The sequence below is a fragment of the Streptomyces sp. NPDC058620 genome (genome assembly GCF_042717135.1).
In the GTDB taxonomy this organism is placed as follows: Bacteria; Actinomycetota; Actinomycetes; order Streptomycetales; family Streptomycetaceae; genus Streptomyces.
Genome location: NZ_JBHXQO010000049.1, coordinates 27187 through 44085, shown reverse-complemented (window position 1 = coordinate 44085; position 16899 = coordinate 27187). Strand labels below are relative to the sequence as shown.

The following is a 16899-nucleotide window of genomic DNA, read 5'->3' as shown; positions in this document are numbered from 1 at the left end:
TCCAGTACCGCAGCAACCTAATCGACGGCTGCCTAGCCGAGACCGGCCTGACCATCAGATCTGCGTAACGACACCACGAGTTAAACCTCAGTAACAACGCGGCCACGGTGCTTTACGACGCCTCCGAAGGCGATAAAGTACTCGGCCTCGCGCTCGTAGCGGCAATACAGACAGCGGCATCCACTGAAAACGGTCATCGGCGTACCGATGCAGAGATCGACGAAGCCGGCGGAAAGGAAATCCGCTGCGAAATCCCGATCTCACCGAACACGAGCGGTCCATGGACACGAGGACGCACACCGCCGTCGACGACAGCCCCTCACCGGCATGCTGTCGCGAACAGTCCCGGCTCTCACTGAACCTCGGCCGCAGCAGACCCGGACACTCCGCAGCTGGACCACACTCGTCAGCCCAGAACAGTCCGGCAGGCATCGCCAGCTCCTACGTTGGTGTCACACGCCTGTCACCAACCCCCTGGACGCTCTCCCACCGCAGGACCCTGAACTGCACATACACGATTATCCTGGACCAGCTGGACCCTCATGGACGGTTTCTACGACATGTGCCATGTGGTACCCAGCGACGGGCCTATGACCAGGACCGGGGCATCTTCTGGCCCGTCAAAGCGGTATTTCAGGGTGTTCGGGGGTGTCTCGCTCACCCGTCCGACCCTCTCATCTGTCACGACAGCCCCTATGAGCGGGGTCCTGGTTGCAGCTGTCCGACCAGGTGAACGACCTCCCGGGCGGCCCAGCGTTTGAGGCAAGGACGATTTCGCGCCGGGGCCTGCCCTCCTTGATTCGGAGCTCGTGGTGGCCTTAAGCGCGTGGGTCGACCATCAGGCGCGTGTACACAATGCGGTGGAGTGCAGCATTTGCCTGACCGCCGCCGCCGCGGTTGAGGCGACGGGACTGCCGGCGCCCTGAGAAACGATCAAGGGGCTGACCCCGCACAGCGCGCGAAGGACGCCTCGCTGTCCAGCCGTGCAACCCCGATGCGGGTCTACTCCCAAACCGCCTCCCCCACAGGTCGACGACGGAGCGGCTTCGGAGCAGGCGACGCACCGGACATGAGCGTCCCCCTTCCGATCCGATGACGTGTCGTGTTGCCGGCACCGGGCCGCGTCGGTGTCGGCGGCGGCTGAATCCTGACCCAGTTTGGGCGGTCGAACTTTGCCCCACTGGGTCTGGTTGCTGTTGTTCAGTCTGTGTCGTGCCGGGGCCTTCATCGCCCGGGTCAGGAAGGACAGGTCGGCGGCGGTCTGACGGCCGGTTCGGGGCTTGTCGGGGCCGGCCTTGGTGGTAGTGGGTGACATCAGGAGACCTCCGGCTCGTCGTGTCCGCCGCCGCACTCGATGAGAGTGAACATACGTTCATGGGAGTCGAGTTGCCGTTGCTCGACCTCGACGAGGTCAGCAGCGGTGGCGTCGCCTGCCTGGCGGGCTGTCAGGGCCCGGGAGGCTTGCTGATGCCGGTAGTCACCGCGCAGGAGGGCCGCGGCGCGGGCATGGACGGGGTCGGTGATCGTCTGCTGTTTCGCCCAGCACCGCGGGTGGCGGGCGACTTCTGCTCCGCCGGGGGTGAGGGTGACGATGACCTCGTCGGTGTCCGTACGGACCTGGACTTTCTTGCCGATGGCCAGGAGGTGCACGGAGAAGTCGCAGGTGTCGACGCGAACGTAGTGGTCGCGGCCGATGCGGGTGGCGAAGCGCCACCAGCGCGGCGGATCGACGGGTGGCAGGGTGAGCATCTGGGCCCGGTCGGCTTCCCACCGGTCGATCGGGCGGGCGCCCAGGGTGCGGTGCTGGCGCCGGTTGGCGATGTTCAGCCAGGCGGTCACTGGGTGTTGAAGTCGTCCGGTCCGGTGAAGGTACGGCCGGGCAGCCAGGCACCGCGAATGACCCAACGGTCGAGCCCGCAGGGCGCGGGCACGTCCATGTCTGACCGAAGGGTCTCGCCCGCCCGCGTCAGACGCAGGACCGGCCGCCGAGAGCACGGGGGCTCCAGTGTGTCGACGACCGGTTCGCGGGGCTGCTCCCCTTCGCAACCGCCGACACTACCCCGCCTGGCCGGGGACCCTGGACGGCTCCGGTTCATGTGTGGAGTGTTGCCTCGCCCTTGACGAGGATGCCGGTGCGCTGGCCCGGGCGTACGGCGACGGGCCCGGCGACCCGGATGCCGACCGGGCTCTCCAGGCCGTCGACGGAGACGGTGACCATGGCGTCGTGGCCGTAGAAGGTCACGTCGGTGACGGTGCCCTGGGCGGCTGTCGCGGTTTCGGTGAGCTGGAGTTGCTCGGGTCGTAGCAGGACGGTGCCCTCGTTCCGGCCGACAGGGGGTGCCGCGAGGGGAAGGCGGCCGAGTGCGGTCGTTGCGGTGTCGTGGTCGGCGGTGCCGGGGATGAGTACGGCGTCGCCGACGAAGCGGGCCACCCAGGGGTCGGCGGGGCGGCGGTAGACCTCTTGCGGTGTGTCGCAGTGAGCCACGCGGCCGTCCCGTACGACGGCGACGAGGTCGGCCGTGGAGAGGGCTTCCTGCTGGTCGTGGGTGACCAGCAGGGCGGTGGCTCCGGTGGCGCGCAGGGCGGCTCGGACATCCGCCCTGACCCCGGCGCGCAGGGCGCTGTCGAGGGCGTTGAACGGTTCGTCCAGCAGGACCAGGGCCGGCTCCGGTGCCAAAGCGCGGGCCAGGGCGATGCGTTGTTGCTGGCCGCCGGAGAGCTCGTGCGGCATCCGGTCGCCGTAGCCGCCGAGGCCGACGAGTTCGAGCATCTCCTCCGTGCGGCTCCGGCGTTCGGCACGGTCGAGGCCGGTCAGCCCGAAGGCGACGTTGTGGGCGACGCTCAAGTGCGGGAAGAGAGCGCCCTCCTGGGGGACGATGCCGATGCGGCGGCGCTCTGGGGGAAGGTGCACTCCCGGACCCGCCAGGATGCGTCCGCCGACGGTGACGGTGCCCGTATCGGCGCGCAGGAAGCCGGCGACGACGCGGAGCAGGGTGGTCTTGCCGCAGCCGGAGGGGCCGAGGAGAGCGGCCAGGGTGCCGGCGGGGACGGTGAGGTCGAGTCCGCGCAGGACGGGCGCGTCCGGGCCGTAGGACTTCGACACGCCGGTGATCTGTACGTCGGTCATGTGCGGTGCCGCCCGAGGAGGTAGGAGGGGATGGCCGCCAACAGGATCAGCGCCGCGGCATAGGGGGCCGCCGCGGCGAACGAGCCGGTCCCGGTCTCCGTCCAGAGGCGGGTGGCGAGGGTGTCCATGCCGGTGGGACGCAGCAGGAGCGTTGCAGGGAGTTCCTTCATGCACACGACGAAGGTGAGGGCAGCTCCGGCGGCGACCCCGGGCGCGGCCAGCGGCACGGTGATCTCGCGCAGTACGCGCAGGGGGCTGCGGCCGAGTGAGCGGGCTACATCCTCCAGGACCGGCGGGGACTGGAGGACGGCGGCGCGGGTGGCGGCCACCGCGACGGGCAGGAAGAGCACGGCGTACGCGCAGACGAGCAGCGGTAGTTCCTGGTAGAGGGGTTCGGCGTAGCGGACCGCGAAGAAGACCAGGGACAGGGCAACGGTGATGCCGGGCAGGGCGTGCCCCGCGTAGGCGGACTGCTCCAGGAGGTGAGCGGTGCGGCCGCGGTGGCGGGCGGCGATGACCCCGACGGGCAGGGCGAGGAGCGTGGTGAGGGCGGCGCCCGCGGCGGCGACGCCGAGGGTGGTGCCGGCGGTGTCGAGGAGCCGGGCGGGGTCCCAGGTCGCGGAATTGCCCACGGTGAGCCAGTACCCGAGCGTGGCCAGCGGCATGAGGACGGCGATGGCGGTGACCGCCGTGCACCAGGCCAGGGCGGGTATCCGCCACTGGCCCAGCGTTGCGGGGACGGCTGGGCGTGCGGTGCCGGTCCCGGTCCTGGCGTGGCCCGCGCGGCCGCGGGTACGGGCCTCGGCGGCGACGAGCAGGATCGTCATCACGACCAGGACGACGCTCAGTGCGGCGGCCGGGGTGCGGTCGAAGCTGGCCCGGTACGAGGTGTAGATGCCGCGAGTGAATGTGTCGTAGCGCATCAGGGAGACGGCGCCGAAGTCGGAGAACACGTACAGCGCGACCAGTACGGCTCCCCCGGCCGCGGCGGGGCGCAACTGCGGCAGCGTGACGCGCAGGAAGGTCCGCAGCGGCCCGTGGCCGAGCGAGCGCGAGACCTCCTCTTGTGCCGGATCGGCCCCGCGCAGTGCGGCGGTGACGGGCAGGTAGACGTAGGGGAAGCTCACCAGCGTCAGCGCGAGGGCGGCGCCTTTGAAGCCCGCGAGGCCGGGGAACGCGGACAGCCAGGTGAAGGCGGCGACGTAGCTCGGCACGGCCAGGGGCAGGGTCACCAGAACCGACCAGGTCCGGGCGCCGGGCAGCGCGGTCCGTACGGTGAGCCAGGCCAGGGACACGCCCAGCAGGAGGGAGGCCGATACGACGACGGCGGCCAGTCCGAGACTGCGGCCGAGCAGCAGGGCCGTGCGCTCGTTGGCGATGACGTCCCAGGCGAACGCGGGACCTCGTTCCAGGGAACGTACGGCGAGGTAGCCGAGCGGCAGCAGCGCGAACAGCGCGGCGAGGGCCGCGGGAACGAGCAGGTCGGCGGGCGGGCGGCGCCCGGCACGCAGCCACCCGGCCGGCGCGGTGGCGCCTGCCGGGCAGGCTGCGGGATCCGCCGGTGCGACGGGATCCGTGGAGTGCATGAGGGTCAGACCATCCCGGCTTCCTGGAGCATCTTCAGGGTCTCCTGAAGCGATTCCAGCTTGCCGAGGTCGATCTTGGGCGCGTCGAGAGAGGCCAGCGGCGGCAGTTCCTTGACGGTACTGGTCACTCCGGCGGCCAGCGGGTACTCCTTGGTGTCCTCGGCGAAGTACTTCTGCGCCTTCTCCGAGAGCAGGAAGTCGACGGCCTTCTGCGCCACCGGCGCCTGGTCGCTGCCCTTGAGGATCCCCACTCCGGCCGAGTTGACGAGGGCGCCCGGGTCGCCGCCCGGCAGGAAGTGGATCTTCGCCTTGACCTCGCTCTCGCCCTTCTCGGCGACCTGCTCGTACCAGTAGTAGTGGTTGACCAGGCCGAGCGAGACCTCGCCCTTGCCGACACCTTCGAGGACCTTGAGGTTGTTGTCGTAGACCTTCGGCTCGTTGGCCTTGAGCCCCTTGAGCCAGGTGCGAGTGGCGTCGTCGCCCTCGAGGACGCGCATGCCGGTGACGAAAGCCTGGAAGGACGCGTTGGTCGGGACATAGCCGACCTTGCCCTTCCACTCCGGCTTGACCAGGTCGTGCACGGTGTCGGGAACCTTGGACACCTGGCCGGGGTTGTACGCGAGGACGCGGACACGCCCGGAGGTACCGACCCAGTCACCCGCGCCGCCGCGGAACGCCGGGTCGACCTTGTCGAGCGACGCCTGGGGCAGCTTCGCCAGCAAGCCCTTGGTGGAGAGGGCGCCGAGGGCGCCGGCGTCCTGGGAGAAGAACAGGCCCGCCTTGGTCTTGTCGCCCTCTTCCTGGATCTGGGCGGCGAGTTCGGCGCTCTCGCCGTAGCGGACGGCGATCGTGGTGCCGACGGCCTTCTCGAGCTCGTCGAGAAGCGGCTCGACCAGCTTCTCGTTCCGCCCGGAGTAGATCACGAGCCCGGCATCGTCCTCGTCGACGCCGCAGCCCGCGACGACGGGAAGGAGGAGCGCCGCCGTGGAGAGCGCGGCGAGACGATGGGCCAAGGGGCGTCGCATGGAAAGCCTTCCTGCACGTGCAGCGAGAACCTGTGTACGCCCAATAAGTAAGGTAAAGCTAACCTAAAGGTCAAGGGTGACGAACGCAACGTTTTGGCCGCATCGGGGTTCGGCGGAGCCGACCCTACCTGTGAATTCCCTATGGATCTTCCATGCCTCACCTGTGACTTCCCCGTGACTTTCCATGAGGTAAGGCTTTCCTAAGATGCGCTCATGACAGCCCCTTCCGCCCCGCTGCCAGGCACCAAGAACGTCCCCTTCGCCACCGAGCTCGCGACCCACGGCGACCGCACCGCGGTCATCACCGCCGACGGCCCCGTGAGCTACCGCGAGCTCGCCGCCCGAGTGGAAGCGACAGCCCATCGCCTGGGTCGCGAGCGCCGACTCGTCCTGGTGGTCGGCGCCAACACCGTCGAGGCACTCGTCGTCCATCTGGCGGCACTCTCGGCCGGACACCCGGTCCTGCTCGTGCCGGGTGACCACCCAGAAGCAGTGCAGTCCCTCATCGGCGCGTACAACCCGGACGTCGTGGCACGCCCCGATGCCGGCGGGGAGTGGCTGCTCGACGAGCGGCGTCCCGTCTCCGCGCACGACCTGCACCCGGACCTCGCCCTCCTTCTGAGCACGTCCGGCTCGACAGGGTCGCCGAAGCTGGTCCGGCTTTCACACGAGAACCTTCAGGCCAACGCGGAGTCCATAGCGGAGTACCTGGGAATCCGGGACACCGACCGTGCCGCCACGACCTTGCCCATGCACTACTGCTACGGCCTCTCCGTCATCCACAGCCATCTGCTGCACGGCGCCGCAGTGATCCTCACCGGCCTTTCGGTCGCCGACAGTTGCTTCTGGGACCTGTTCCGGACCGCCCACGGGACGACCTTCGCCGGTGTCCCGTACACCTTCGACCTACTCGACCGCGTCGGCTTCGCCGCGATGGACCTGCCCCACCTGCGCTACGTCACCCAGGCGGGCGGACGGCTCGCGCCCGACAGGGTCCGGCACTACGCGGCTCTCGGCCGCGCCGCCGGCTGGGAGCTGTTCGCGATGTACGGGCAGACCGAGGCCACGGCCCGCATGTCCTACCTGCCGCCCGGCCTCGCGGAAACCCACCCCGAGGCAGCCGGTGTTCCGATCCCCGGTGGATCCTTCCGCCTCGAACCGCTGGCCGACTGGCCCGAGGGCACCGGGGAGCTCGTGTACGCGGGGCCGAATGTCATGCTCGGCTACGCACAGACCCCCCACGACCTCGCCCTCGGGCGGACCCTGGACGAACTACACACGGGTGACATCGCGCGGCGCACTCCTGACGGACTGTACGAGATCGTCGGCCGACGCAGCCGGTTCGCGAAGATCCTCGGCCTGCGCATCGACCCCGCGCAGGTCGAGACGATGCTCGTACGGCACGGCGTCACCGCGCTGTGCGCCGCCGACGACGACGAGGCACTCGCGATCGCCGCTGTCGGCACACGTGCGGCCGACGCCCGCCGGATACGTGGCCTGGTGACGAGCGAGTGCGGCCTGCCGGCCCGCGCGGTCCGTGTCCACGTGCTGGCCGACCTCCCCCGTCTGCCCACGGGCAAGCCCGACTACCGCGCGGTGCGCGAACTTACCCGTCCGGCCGACTCCGCCCCATCGACGCCCAAGCAGATTCCGGGCAGCGGCCCTGAGGACCTGTGCCTGCTCTACGCACGCATCCTCGACCGGCCCGAAGTGACGCCGGAGAGCACCTTCGTCAGCCTGGGCGGTGACTCCCTCTCGTACGTCGAGATGTCACTCCACCTCGAGGAACGGCTCGGCCACCTGCCGACCGACTGGCACATCACGCCGATCCGGGAACTCAGGCCGCCGGAGGGACGGATCCCCGCGCGCAGGCGGGCGCTGGAGAGCAGTGTCGCCCTGCGCGCCATGGCGATCTTCTGCATCGTCGGCTCGCACATCCCCGTCTTCGGTATCAAGGGGGGAGCACACCTGCTCCTCGCCATCGCGGGCTACAACTTCGCCCGCTTCCACCTCACCACCGCCGAACGCGGCGAACGCATCCGGCGCGCCTGTCTCAGCATCGCGCGGGTCGCGGTGCCGACCATGATCTGGATCGGCTTCGTACTCCTCCTCAACGACGACTACACCCTGGCCAACCTCGCTCTCCTCGACAGCGTGTTCGGGCCCGAGGACAGCAAGACAGGCATGCACTTCTGGTTCATCGAGGCGCTGGTCTACATCCTCATCGTCGCCGTAGCCCTCCTGACGCTCCCTCTCGCGGACCGGGCAGAGCGCCGGTTCCCCTACGGCCTGCCCCTGACGCTCGCCGCTCTCGGCCTGCTCACCCGCTATGAACTGCTCGGCCTCCCCGACCGCGCCCAAATACCCGACGCGGTCACCGTCTTCTGGCTGTTCGCGCTCGGCTGGGCGGCGGCGAAGGCCAGCACCAAGGCACAGCGGGTCATTGTCACGGCCGCCGCTCTGGCCACGGTGCCCGGCTTCTTCCCCGGCGACCTCGGACGAGAAGCGATCATCATCACCACGTTCGCCGTGCTCGTGTGGGCGCCGTCCCTCCCCAGCCGCGAACGCGTCAACCAGGTCGCCGGCGTCCTGGCCACCAACTCCCTGTACATCTACCTGACCCACTGGCAGATCTTCCCGCTGATCGACGGGTTCTCCAGGCACTTGGCCTTCCTCGCCTCCCTGATCTTCGGCATCGCCTACGGCACCGCAGCAACCCGCCTGATGCGCGGACTGCCCTCGCGGCTTTCGCCGAACGGGCGCGCACGTCGCTCGACGGGGCAATCGCCACCAACAACGCGGCGGTGGCCGCCGCAGCTCAGCTCCTCGCGGAACGTTGCCAAGGAAGGGCTTTGAGCTGCTTGCGGAGTGTCCGCGGTCACGTCCCTGCGAACATCCCGAACACGGCTAAACCCGGCCTGAAAACTGGACCAGGACGGCGTCGACGTGCCGGGTACCGACCCCCTCGGCCGCACTGTTGATGCGCTCGGCCAGTAGCGGCCAGCGACGGTTCGGGTCCCCCGACCTGGTACGGAGTCCACAGAGCCAAAGGTTCTCGCCACGATCGTCGGCTCCGCGCGCTCTCCCCGCATCTGTTGCGTGTGCCGTCCGGAAGATCGCTTGGACGGCCCTTGCGCCGTAGCCACTACGCGCCTGCCCCATGGGCCGATCACTCCAAGACGGGTGGAGGTGACCTGCCGCAGCCTGGCTGAGCATCGCTCACCGAAGTTGGATCGTTGGACAGCGAATGGCGGAGCGGCAGGGACAGCAACGCAGAGTTACCTTGGGTGTCGCATAGTGCGCCTACGGAAATCGGGAGCTGTCATGAGCTAAGCGGTGTTCTTCTCCGACACCAACCACCAGGGCAAGAGCAAGGCGTTGGGCCCGGGCAAGTACGTCCTTGCCGAGGACTTCAACGACATCATCTCTTCCGTGCGCGTTCCCCCCGCCTGGACCGTCACGCTGTTCGACGGCCGTGACTTCAGCGGCGAAAAGCTCGAGCTCATCAAGGACGCACCCAGCCTCGGCGGCCGGATCAACGACCGCACCTCCTCTATCCTCATCACCGCCCCGGAGCCCCTCGGACACCTCTCCCCAGGAGAGGGGACGGTCCGAACGACCGTCCACGTCGTGTACTCATTGGCCTGAGTACCAAGGTACTCAAGTCAGTTGCGGTTGATGATCTGTACGCAGGCCGTACGGCTGGAGCCCTGGTAGCGGGCGCACAGATTGCCGCTGTCCATGAGGCGGCCGGGGACGACCGCGGCAACGAGCTGACCGTCGCGGCGGCGGGCGGTGATCGTGTGCTTGAGGCAGCGGCCGATTTCGCGGCGGGTCTTGCCCTCCTTGATCCGGCGCTCGTAGTAGTCCTGCGTGCGCGGGTCGACCCGCAGGCGAGTGAAGACGATCCGGTGGAGCGCGGCATTTGCCTGACGGTCCCCGCCGCGGTTGAGGCGACGGTACTGCCGGCGTCCCGAGGAACGCTCGACCGGGCTGACCCCGCACAGCGCGGCGAAGGATGCCTCGCTGGCCAGCCGTTCCGGGTTGTCTCCCACCGTGATCAGCAAGGTGACGGACGGCAGCCAGGCCGACAGGAGCCCGGCCCACGCGGCGCGGGTTTCCGTGGCCCGCAGGCCGTGGTCCGGTTCGTTGTCGAAGTCGGGGGCGGCGGCGTCCCAGTAGGCGGTGATGGCAGCGGAGTTCGTCATCCGTGGACCCTTTCAGCCGGCACTGACATCGCCCCGGTTCGATCGGCGTGGTGGGCGAGTGCGGCATGCGGGTCGGTGCTGGTGGTGGGGGCGTGGTCGGTGTGGACGGTCGCGGCGGTCAGCCGGGGTACGGCGTGGATGAGTGCGTGTTCGACGGCGACGGCCAGTTCGTGGGCCTGGACGACCGTGAGGTGTGCATCGACGACGATGTCGGCCTCGGCGCGCAGGGCGTGGCCGATCCACCGCATCCGTACCGGTCCGATGTCCAGCACTCCGCTCACCGCGCGCAGTGCGTGTTCCGCGGTGGTGACGAGGGTGGGGTCGACGGAGTCCATCAGGCGTCGGTAGACCTCGCGGGTGGCGTCCTTGAGGACGAACAGGATCGCGGCGGTGATGAGGAGTCCGACGACCGGGTCGGCTGCCTGCCAGCCGAGTGCCGCGCCGCCGGAGCCGAGGAGGACGGCGAGGGAGGTGAAACCGTCTGTGCGAGCGTGCAGGCCGTCGGCGACGAGGGCGGCGGAGCCGATCTTCCTTCCGGTGCGGATGCGGTAGCGGGCTACCCACTCGTTGCCGATGAACCCGGTCAGCGCCGCGGCGGAGACCGCCCAGAGATGGGTGATGTCGCGGGGGTTGAGGAGGCGGTCGACGGCAGCCCAGGCGGCCAGGGCGGCGGAGGCGGCGATGGTCGCCACGATGAGGATGCCGGCGAGGTCCTCGGCGCGGCCGTATCCGTACGTGTAGCGGCGGTTCGCCGCCCTGCGCCCGAGCAGGAACGCGATGCCCAGCGGGATCGCGGTCAGCGCGTCGGCGGCATTGTGGATCGTGTCGCCGAGCAGTGCCACCGACCCGGACAGGGCGACGATCACGGCCTGAACGACGGTGGTTGCGCCCAGGACGACGAGTGAGATCCACAGGGTGCGCATTCCCTCGCGGGAGGTCTCCATCGCCGTATCGATCTTGTCGGCGGCCTCGTGACTGTGCGGCGTGACCGCGTGCGCGAGCTGGTGGCGCAGCCGCCCGAGCCGGGAGCTCGTCGGCCCGTGCCGGTGGTCCTCACCCGTGTGACCGGGCTCGTGAGCCGCTACGGGTTCGTGGTGGTGGCCGTGTGCGTGGGTGTGCTGATTACCCTCCATGCCCGCCACCGTGGCACACGGATTCGCTTGCGGCTATGGCCGTCGTACCCGCTGTGACCAGGTGCGATGTGCTCGCAACAGCACGCCTGGGGCAGCAGGTCGACAACGTCGAGCTCAGCGAGCTCCCTCCTGACTGAGTGAGGCGGGAACGCTGGCTGGGGTGGTTGAGAAGTGGGCGAAAAATGTGCTGGGCGCCCCCGGACGGGGACGGATGACAGGGTTCGTATCATCGGTCGGCCGGGCATCGCTCATGATGGACCCGCCATGCCGTGGACGGTCTCATCTGCTCGTGCTGCGCACCGGACCGGCCAAGGGGCCAGGGACGGTGCGCCGCTCGTAGCTGTCCGCGCGGCGGTCTTCGCCGTGTCCGGCACCGCGCTCGGGGCCAGCTCTCACCACCTGGTCTCAGGCCAGGGACTGTCCTGGCGTTCCGGGCTGTTCGCTGCCGTGGCGCTGTTCCTGCTGGTCCTGCCCGTGGTGCGCCGGACGCGGTCGCTGGCCGTGGTGTGGGCTGCCACCGGGGCGGCCCAGGGCGGTATGCACTGGTGGTTGCAGTACGCCGCGCCGCACCCGGCTCCTGCCGCGCACGCCGTGCACCATGCGGCTCACCACTCCATGCCGCAGGCTCATCAGCTGGGGAACACCGGCCAGCACACCACCACGACCATGACGGCCTCCCACCTGGCAGTCGCGCTCCTGGTGGCCTGGGCCGTGCAGCACGCCGAAAGGGCATGCAGGGCAGCCGCTGCGGCCGGTGTTCTCCTGAAAGACCTGCTGTGCAGGATCCAGCCATCCGCCGAGCCACTCCCGATGAGAGTGCGGCAGGTTCCTCCTGCGGGATGCACGCGGGCACCGTTCCTGCCCGGCCACTGGGTCCTGCTGGCGCACGCGGTCGTGCGGCGAGGACCTCCCATGACGCCGGCGATCCCCGTCATCTGAGTCCTTCCGGTGTGCCTCGCGCGCACCGGCACACCGCATCTCCCCAAGGAGTTCCCGTGTCCCGTACCCACGCCCGCAGTGCCGTCGTCACGGCCGCCGTGCTCGCGGCCTTCGCCGCGGCGGCAGGCCCCGCGTCGGCCCACGTGGAGGTCGAGGCGGACGACGCCCGCGCCCTCTCCCAGAACGTCACCCTGAGCTTCGTCGCGGAGTCGGAGTCCGCATCGGCCGGCATCACCAAGCTGCAGGTGATCCTCCCCAAAGGCATGGCCCCCGGCGACATCACGTACAAGGAAGGCCCCAAGGGCTGGAAGTTCACAGCAGACGACGACGGGTACACAGTCGCGGGCCCGGCCGTCCCCGCGGGCGAGGACGCCGATTACGCCGTCACCGTCCGCCAACTGCCGGACGCCAAGTCGCTCCCCTTCAAGACCCTGCAGACCTACGGCGACGGGCGCATCGACCGCTGGATCGAACTGGAGAAGTCCTCCGACGGCCACGGCCACGGCGCCTCCGCACCCGTTCTCACCCTGAAGCCGGCCGCACCCGGAGCCGAACCGGTCAGCCCCAGCGCCGAGCCCACCACCCCGGCCCCCACCATACCCGCCCCCACTTCTTCCGCTGCGGCAGAGACGACCCCCGCAGTGGCTGCGGGCGACAAGAGCGACGGCGAAGGCGGAACCTCTCCCGCGCTGCCCATCGCCCTGGCCCTCGTGGCCATCGCCCTGGCAGGCGGCGCGTGGTGGTGGTTCAAGCGCCGCTCGAACACCACCGGCGCCTGACCAAGGTCAACTCGTCCTGGACAAATCCGGCTCCCGATCGACGGGCTGTGGCGGCACCGCCACACCTCAACCTCAACCGACCACGTCTCGCGGATGCCGGACGCCCCTCGGGTGGTGTCCGGCCCACGCGCGTTCAGCCTGCCCTCTGCCTGTATGAGCGCCCTTCCTGCCGGCCCGCATGATCCCTGGCCTGGGCGGTGGGGCGCGGCGAGTGACATGGGTGCGGGCCGGCGAGCGCGTCCTCTCCTCTTCGGAAAAGGTTCCCCACATGCTCGACCTACGGCGCCCAGGTGCCGCCCTCATACCGCTGACCGCCTTGTTCCTGGCCGCGGGTACCTCGTCGGCGTTCGCGCACGGCATCGGCCCCGCCGCCGGCAAGAGCGCGCCGGAGTTTCTCTGGCTCGGCACCACGCACATGCTCCTGGGCTGGGACCATCTACTCTTCGTCGCCGCCGTTCTCCTCCTGGCCGGCTCTGCCCGCCGTGCCGCCGCTCTGATCAGCCTGTTCGCCCTCGGCCATAGCACCACACTGCTGATCGCCACCCTCGCGAGCTGGCGGGTCAACCCCGTCGCCGTGGACGTCGTCGTCGCGCTGAGCCTCGTCTTCGCCGGCGTCGTCGGCCTGCTCGGCGCGGGCGAGCGCCCCTGGTTCGCGCCCACCGTCGCCTGCTTCGGCCTCGTACACGGCCTGGGACTGGCCACCCGTCTGCAGGACCTCCACCTGCCCGACGACGGTAAAGTCGCACGCGTGCTGACCTTCAACGTCGGCGTGGAGCTCGGACAGATGACCGCGATCGTCGTCTTCGTCGCCCTCGCCGCCGGGGCCCGCAATCTTTCCCCGCGACTGCGCCCCACAGGGCGCGTGCTCCGAGCCGCGCAGGTCGCTCTGGTGGCCTGCGGCGTGCTGGCCGCCGCAGCGCTGATCATCATCGGCAACCCGCCCGAGAAGGCACAGGCACTGGGCAACTGCCAAGTCCGCGACCGCACCGAGTCGTTCACCGGCGACTCCGGCCACCCGAAGGACTTCACGGAACCCGGCCAGCCCGCCCCCGAAGCCGGATTCGGCCACGTCATCGGCGACGGATACACCGTTGTCCAGTACCGGCCCCAGCTCACCACAGGCGACCTGGACGCACTACGCGGATACGTCACCAACCCCAAGTCCGGCCGCGTGGTCGGCGGACCCGCCCCCGACCAGAAGGACGCCATCAAGGCCATCAACGCCTACCGCACCCTGAGCTGCTCCGAGTTCGACCTCGATGCCCTACGGACGTTCATCCGCGAATGGGGAGCCGACCCCCGCTCGCGCCGAGCCGAGTAGGCACCGGGCCGACGGCGGGGAGAGCCTGGCGGACCGTTTGGCACGGGAAGCGCGGAGCGCAGAGTTGTCGGCGAGACATCCCGACACCAGGGAGCCCACAGTCAGGGTGGTGATGAGGTAGTGGTTTGCTTCGTACTCGACGGGCGGGATGTGCCCTATCTCACCGTGGAGTCGGCTGTGGTTGTACCAGTCGACCCACTCGGCGGTGGCGAGTTCGACATGGGCGAGCGTTCGCCACGGCCGCTGGGGCTTGATCAACTCGGTTTTGTAGAGCCCGATGGTCGATTCCATGAGGGCGTTGTTCAGGGCGTCACCGACCGAGCCGATGCTCGCCGCGATGCCGGCGACGTCGAGATGTTCGGCCAGCTTGAACGAGGTGTACTGCGACCCGGCATCCGAGTGCCGTATCAACTCCCCGCGCATGTAGGGGTGTTGGTCGCGATCACGTTGCCAAAGGGCCATCTCGAGCGCGTCCAGGACGAGCCGGGTCTCCTTCGTGGTTGCCGCTGACCAGCCGACGATGCGGCGGGAGAAGGTGTCCACGACGAAGGCGACGTAGACGACGCCGGTCCAGGTCGCCACGTGGGTGAAGTCTGCGGCCCAGCAGCGGTTCGGTGCGTCGGCGACGAAGTCGCGGTCGACCAGGTCCGGCGCCCTGGGTGCGGCCGGATCCGGGATCGTGGTGATCACCTTCTTGCCGCGAACAGCGCCGGTGATGCCGAGTTCGCGCATGAGGCGTTCGACGGTGCAACGGGCCACGGGATGACCCTGGCGGTTCAGGTGCCGCCAGATTTTCCTGGCGCCGTAGACGCGGTAGTTGGTGTCGTACGCCTCCTTGATCAGGGGTTTGAGTTCGGTGTCCCGGACGGTGCGGGCCGCGGGTGCGGCCTGGCGTTTGTGGTGGGCGTAGTAGGTGGAGGGGGCGATCTTGCAGTCGTGGTCGGTGAGGACCCGGCAGATCGGCTCGACGCCGCCGAAGCGGCCCTTGTGCTCGTCGATGAACGCTACGAGCGTGTGTGTGGCCGGTCGAGCTCGGCCGCGAAGAAGGACGCTGCCGCCTTGAGGATGTCGTTCGCCCGCTTCAACTCGGGGTTCTCCTTCTTGAGCCGCTCCAGCTCCGCAGACTCATCCGTCGTCGTGCCCGGCCGGGCGCCGGCGTCGATCTGGTCCTGCCGCACCCACTTGCGCAGCGTCTCGGTCGCGCCGATGCCGAGTTTCAACGCGACGGCCTTCATCGCGGACCACTCGGTGTCGTACTCCGGCCGCATCTCGGCGACCATGCGGACGGCTCGTTTGCGCAGCTCAAGCGGGTACTGGGAAGGACGTGCCATGACTCGATCCTCTCAAATGATCGAGTCCCTACCGAACCCGGAACGGTTCAGCGTTCTTGCCTTTGCCGTGCCCAGGAAGTCAGGTGCGTGGATCGGTGATGTCGTTTTCCATGGAGCGGGACGAGGGCGTGGTCGAGGCGCGGGATACGGGCACGCGATGTGGCCCCACCCCTCGGCCGAAGGCCGCCGTACGGAGGTAGGTGTACTGCCCTGAGCCGAGGCAGCCCCGTGAGGTTTTGGCGGCGCCGCTGCCTGTGCCGTAGTGGATGATGGTGGCGCCGGCCTGGGCCGCGGCCTCGACCAGGTGGTAGAAGAGCAGCTCGAAGTAGAGCGGCAGCCTGCGCTGGGCGGCATAGTCGAACCCGGCGCGGTGCGCGAACCAGCGGTCCTGGTGGACCACGATCAGCGCGAAGCCGATGATCTCGCCGTCGAGGCGGGCGGTGGCCGCCAGCGCGTCCGGACCGCAGGCGCCGAGCGCGCGCTCCAGGATGGCCGCGGAGCGTGCGGGGGTCCAGGCACTCATTCCGTACTTGCCGAGGAGTGTGGCCTCCAGCTCCGCGAAGCGGGGGATGTCGGCGGGTTCGAGCGGGGCTGTGGCGATCTGTACGCCGGCGTCGCGCACCGCTCGGCGTTCGGCGCCGATCCGGCGGCGGCGGTGGGCGGAGAACCCGGTGAGGTACTCCGCGAAGCCGCCCTGCGGCACCAGCAGCCAGTGGTAGCCCTCGGAGTGGAAGGAGCGGTAGCCGCGGCGGGTCAGCAGGGTCCGCAGCGCGGTGTCGTGCTCGTCGACGTGAAGGAAGGCGACGCTGCGCAGTCCCTCCTCGTCCGCCATACGCTCGGCGGCGCCCAGCAGGCGTTCGCCGGTGGCGTCGTGGCCGTCGCGGTTCAAGAGGGTGGTGCGGCCGAGGTGCCGCCCTCCGCAGACGAGGCCGGGCAGTAGGGCGTCGGTCAGGTCGCCGGGAAGGTCCGCGGCCAGTTCCTGTGCTCCCTGCCGCCCCTCTTCCGCGCACAGCCGCAGTACGGTGTCGGGGCGGCCGGCGAGCCACGGGGCATCCGCGTCGGCGACGGCGGTGGCCAGTGCACCGGCCAGGCCCTCGCCGTCGGTGAGGGTGAGATAACGCATGGCCGCGCCGGAGGTGTCCTCCGCCACGTCGAGCCAACGGGTCGCCAGGTAGGCGTTGTCGGGACCGGCGAGACGGTCCCAGGACGTGCGGGGAAGGTGCGCGGCCCGCCGGACGACGCCGAGCGCGGGGGGAAGGGCGGATACGCCGCCCGGGGTGGGCTGTTCGTGCGTCAGGCTAGGTGACGGGGGTCTTCGGTCGTCGCGTTCGGCGGTCCGGATGTCCACGTCCGGTGTGTGCATGGTGGTCTCCTCATCAGCGCCATGGCGGCCGGTGACGTCGCGTACGGGCTCGTCGGCCGGTCGGCCCCCGGAGCCGTCGGCGTGTCC

The 16899-nt window shown here is 69.6% G+C and carries 11 protein-coding genes and 2 pseudogenes; 5 read left to right on the top strand and 8 right to left on the bottom strand.

The genetic code is table 11. The features are described 5' to 3' along the window. Nucleotides 1-1314: 1314 nt before the first annotated feature. The 4 genes from ACFWSK_RS30195 to ACFWSK_RS30180 form a co-directional block, all read right to left on the bottom strand. The gene (locus tag ACFWSK_RS30195) at nucleotides 1315-1839 is read right to left on the bottom strand and encodes a hypothetical protein (RefSeq protein ID WP_383792996.1); all 525 of its coding nucleotides are present in this window, start codon (nucleotides 1837-1839) and stop codon (nucleotides 1315-1317) included. Between the two features lie 253 nt (nucleotides 1840-2092). Continuing rightward, nucleotides 2093-3127 carry an ABC transporter ATP-binding protein gene (locus tag ACFWSK_RS30190; RefSeq protein ID WP_383792994.1) on the bottom strand — a complete coding sequence of 345 codons (1035 nt, stop codon included), beginning with the start codon at nucleotides 3125-3127 and terminating at the stop codon, nucleotides 2093-2095. Continuing rightward, nucleotides 3124-4713, bottom strand: coding sequence for an ABC transporter permease (locus tag ACFWSK_RS30185; protein WP_383792992.1), 1590 nt, complete (start codon nucleotides 4711-4713; stop codon nucleotides 3124-3126). The genes ACFWSK_RS30190 and ACFWSK_RS30185 overlap by 4 nt, the downstream gene beginning before the upstream one ends. Before the next feature lie 5 nt (nucleotides 4714-4718). Continuing rightward, a complete protein-coding gene (locus tag ACFWSK_RS30180) occupies nucleotides 4719-5738 on the bottom strand; it encodes an iron ABC transporter substrate-binding protein (RefSeq protein ID WP_383792989.1) in 1020 nt (339 codons plus the stop codon). 213 nt (nucleotides 5739-5951) lie between these two features. Here ACFWSK_RS30180 and ACFWSK_RS30175 point away from each other — a divergent pair, with 213 nt between their 5' ends. Together ACFWSK_RS30175 and ACFWSK_RS30170 are read left to right on the top strand one after the other, a co-directional pair. Continuing rightward, complete coding sequence (locus tag ACFWSK_RS30175; protein ID WP_383792986.1) at nucleotides 5952-8594, top strand: AMP-binding protein; 2643 nt, start codon at nucleotides 5952-5954, stop codon at nucleotides 8592-8594. A 480-nt stretch (nucleotides 8595-9074) separates the two neighbouring features. Beyond that, nucleotides 9075-9386 (top strand): hypothetical protein, encoded by a 312-nt coding sequence (locus ACFWSK_RS30170; protein WP_383792982.1) that lies wholly within the window; start codon nucleotides 9075-9077, stop codon nucleotides 9384-9386. Between the two features lie 17 nt (nucleotides 9387-9403). Here the strand turns inward: ACFWSK_RS30170 and ACFWSK_RS30165 are convergent. Together ACFWSK_RS30165 and ACFWSK_RS30160 are read right to left on the bottom strand one after the other, a co-directional pair. Further along, nucleotides 9404-9805: pseudogene (locus ACFWSK_RS30165) on the bottom strand (transposase); the annotation flags it as partial. A 137-nt stretch (nucleotides 9806-9942) separates the two neighbouring features. Beyond that, the gene (locus tag ACFWSK_RS30160; RefSeq protein WP_383792979.1) at nucleotides 9943-11079 is read right to left on the bottom strand and encodes a cation diffusion facilitator family transporter; all 1137 of its coding nucleotides are present in this window, start codon (nucleotides 11077-11079) and stop codon (nucleotides 9943-9945) included. Nucleotides 11080-11343: 264 nt separating this feature from the next. Here ACFWSK_RS30160 and ACFWSK_RS30155 point away from each other — a divergent pair, with 264 nt between their 5' ends. The 3 genes from ACFWSK_RS30155 (at nucleotide 11344) to ACFWSK_RS30145 (ending at nucleotide 14118) form a co-directional block, all read left to right on the top strand. Continuing rightward, nucleotides 11344-12018 carry a hypothetical protein gene (locus ACFWSK_RS30155; RefSeq protein WP_383792976.1) on the top strand — a complete coding sequence of 225 codons (675 nt, stop codon included), beginning with the start codon at nucleotides 11344-11346 and terminating at the stop codon, nucleotides 12016-12018. A gap of 56 nt (nucleotides 12019-12074) precedes the next feature. After that, nucleotides 12075-12797, top strand: coding sequence for a DUF1775 domain-containing protein (locus ACFWSK_RS30150; protein ID WP_383792974.1), 723 nt, complete (start codon nucleotides 12075-12077; stop codon nucleotides 12795-12797). A 268-nt stretch (nucleotides 12798-13065) separates the two neighbouring features. After that, entirely contained in the window at nucleotides 13066-14118 is a 1053-nt protein-coding gene (locus tag ACFWSK_RS30145) for a HupE/UreJ family protein (protein ID WP_383792971.1), read from the top strand. A gap of 117 nt (nucleotides 14119-14235) precedes the next feature. Here the strand turns inward: ACFWSK_RS30145 and ACFWSK_RS30140 are convergent. Together ACFWSK_RS30140 and ACFWSK_RS30135 are read right to left on the bottom strand one after the other, a co-directional pair. Further along, a pseudogene (locus ACFWSK_RS30140) lies at nucleotides 14236-15449 on the bottom strand (IS3 family transposase); the annotation flags it as partial. 79 nt (nucleotides 15450-15528) lie between these two features. Beyond that, the gene (locus tag ACFWSK_RS30135; protein ID WP_383792968.1) at nucleotides 15529-16812 is read right to left on the bottom strand and encodes a GNAT family N-acetyltransferase; all 1284 of its coding nucleotides are present in this window, start codon (nucleotides 16810-16812) and stop codon (nucleotides 15529-15531) included. Between the last annotated feature and the right edge of the window lie 87 nt (nucleotides 16813-16899).

What these genes read in the sequence shown, in the direction of transcription:
- ACFWSK_RS30190 (WP_383792994.1), bottom strand. Translation starts at nt 3,127, where the DNA reads ATGACCGACGTACAGATCACCGGCGTGTCGAAGTCCTACGGCCCGGAC.
- ACFWSK_RS30185 (WP_383792992.1), bottom strand. Translation starts at nt 4,713, where the DNA reads ATGCACTCCACGGATCCCGTCGCACCGGCGGATCCCGCAGCCTGCCCG.
- ACFWSK_RS30180 (WP_383792989.1), bottom strand. Translation starts at nt 5,738, where the DNA reads ATGCGACGCCCCTTGGCCCATCGTCTCGCCGCGCTCTCCACGGCGGCG.
- ACFWSK_RS30175 (WP_383792986.1), top strand. Translation starts at nt 5,952, where the DNA reads ATGACAGCCCCTTCCGCCCCGCTGCCAGGCACCAAGAACGTCCCCTTC.
- ACFWSK_RS30160 (WP_383792979.1), bottom strand. Translation starts at nt 11,079, where the DNA reads ATGGAGGGTAATCAGCACACCCACGCACACGGCCACCACCACGAACCC.
- ACFWSK_RS30155 (WP_383792976.1), top strand. Translation starts at nt 11,344, where the DNA reads ATGCCGTGGACGGTCTCATCTGCTCGTGCTGCGCACCGGACCGGCCAA.
- ACFWSK_RS30145 (WP_383792971.1), top strand. Translation starts at nt 13,066, where the DNA reads ATGCTCGACCTACGGCGCCCAGGTGCCGCCCTCATACCGCTGACCGCC.
- ACFWSK_RS30135 (WP_383792968.1), bottom strand. Translation starts at nt 16,812, where the DNA reads ATGCACACACCGGACGTGGACATCCGGACCGCCGAACGCGACGACCGA.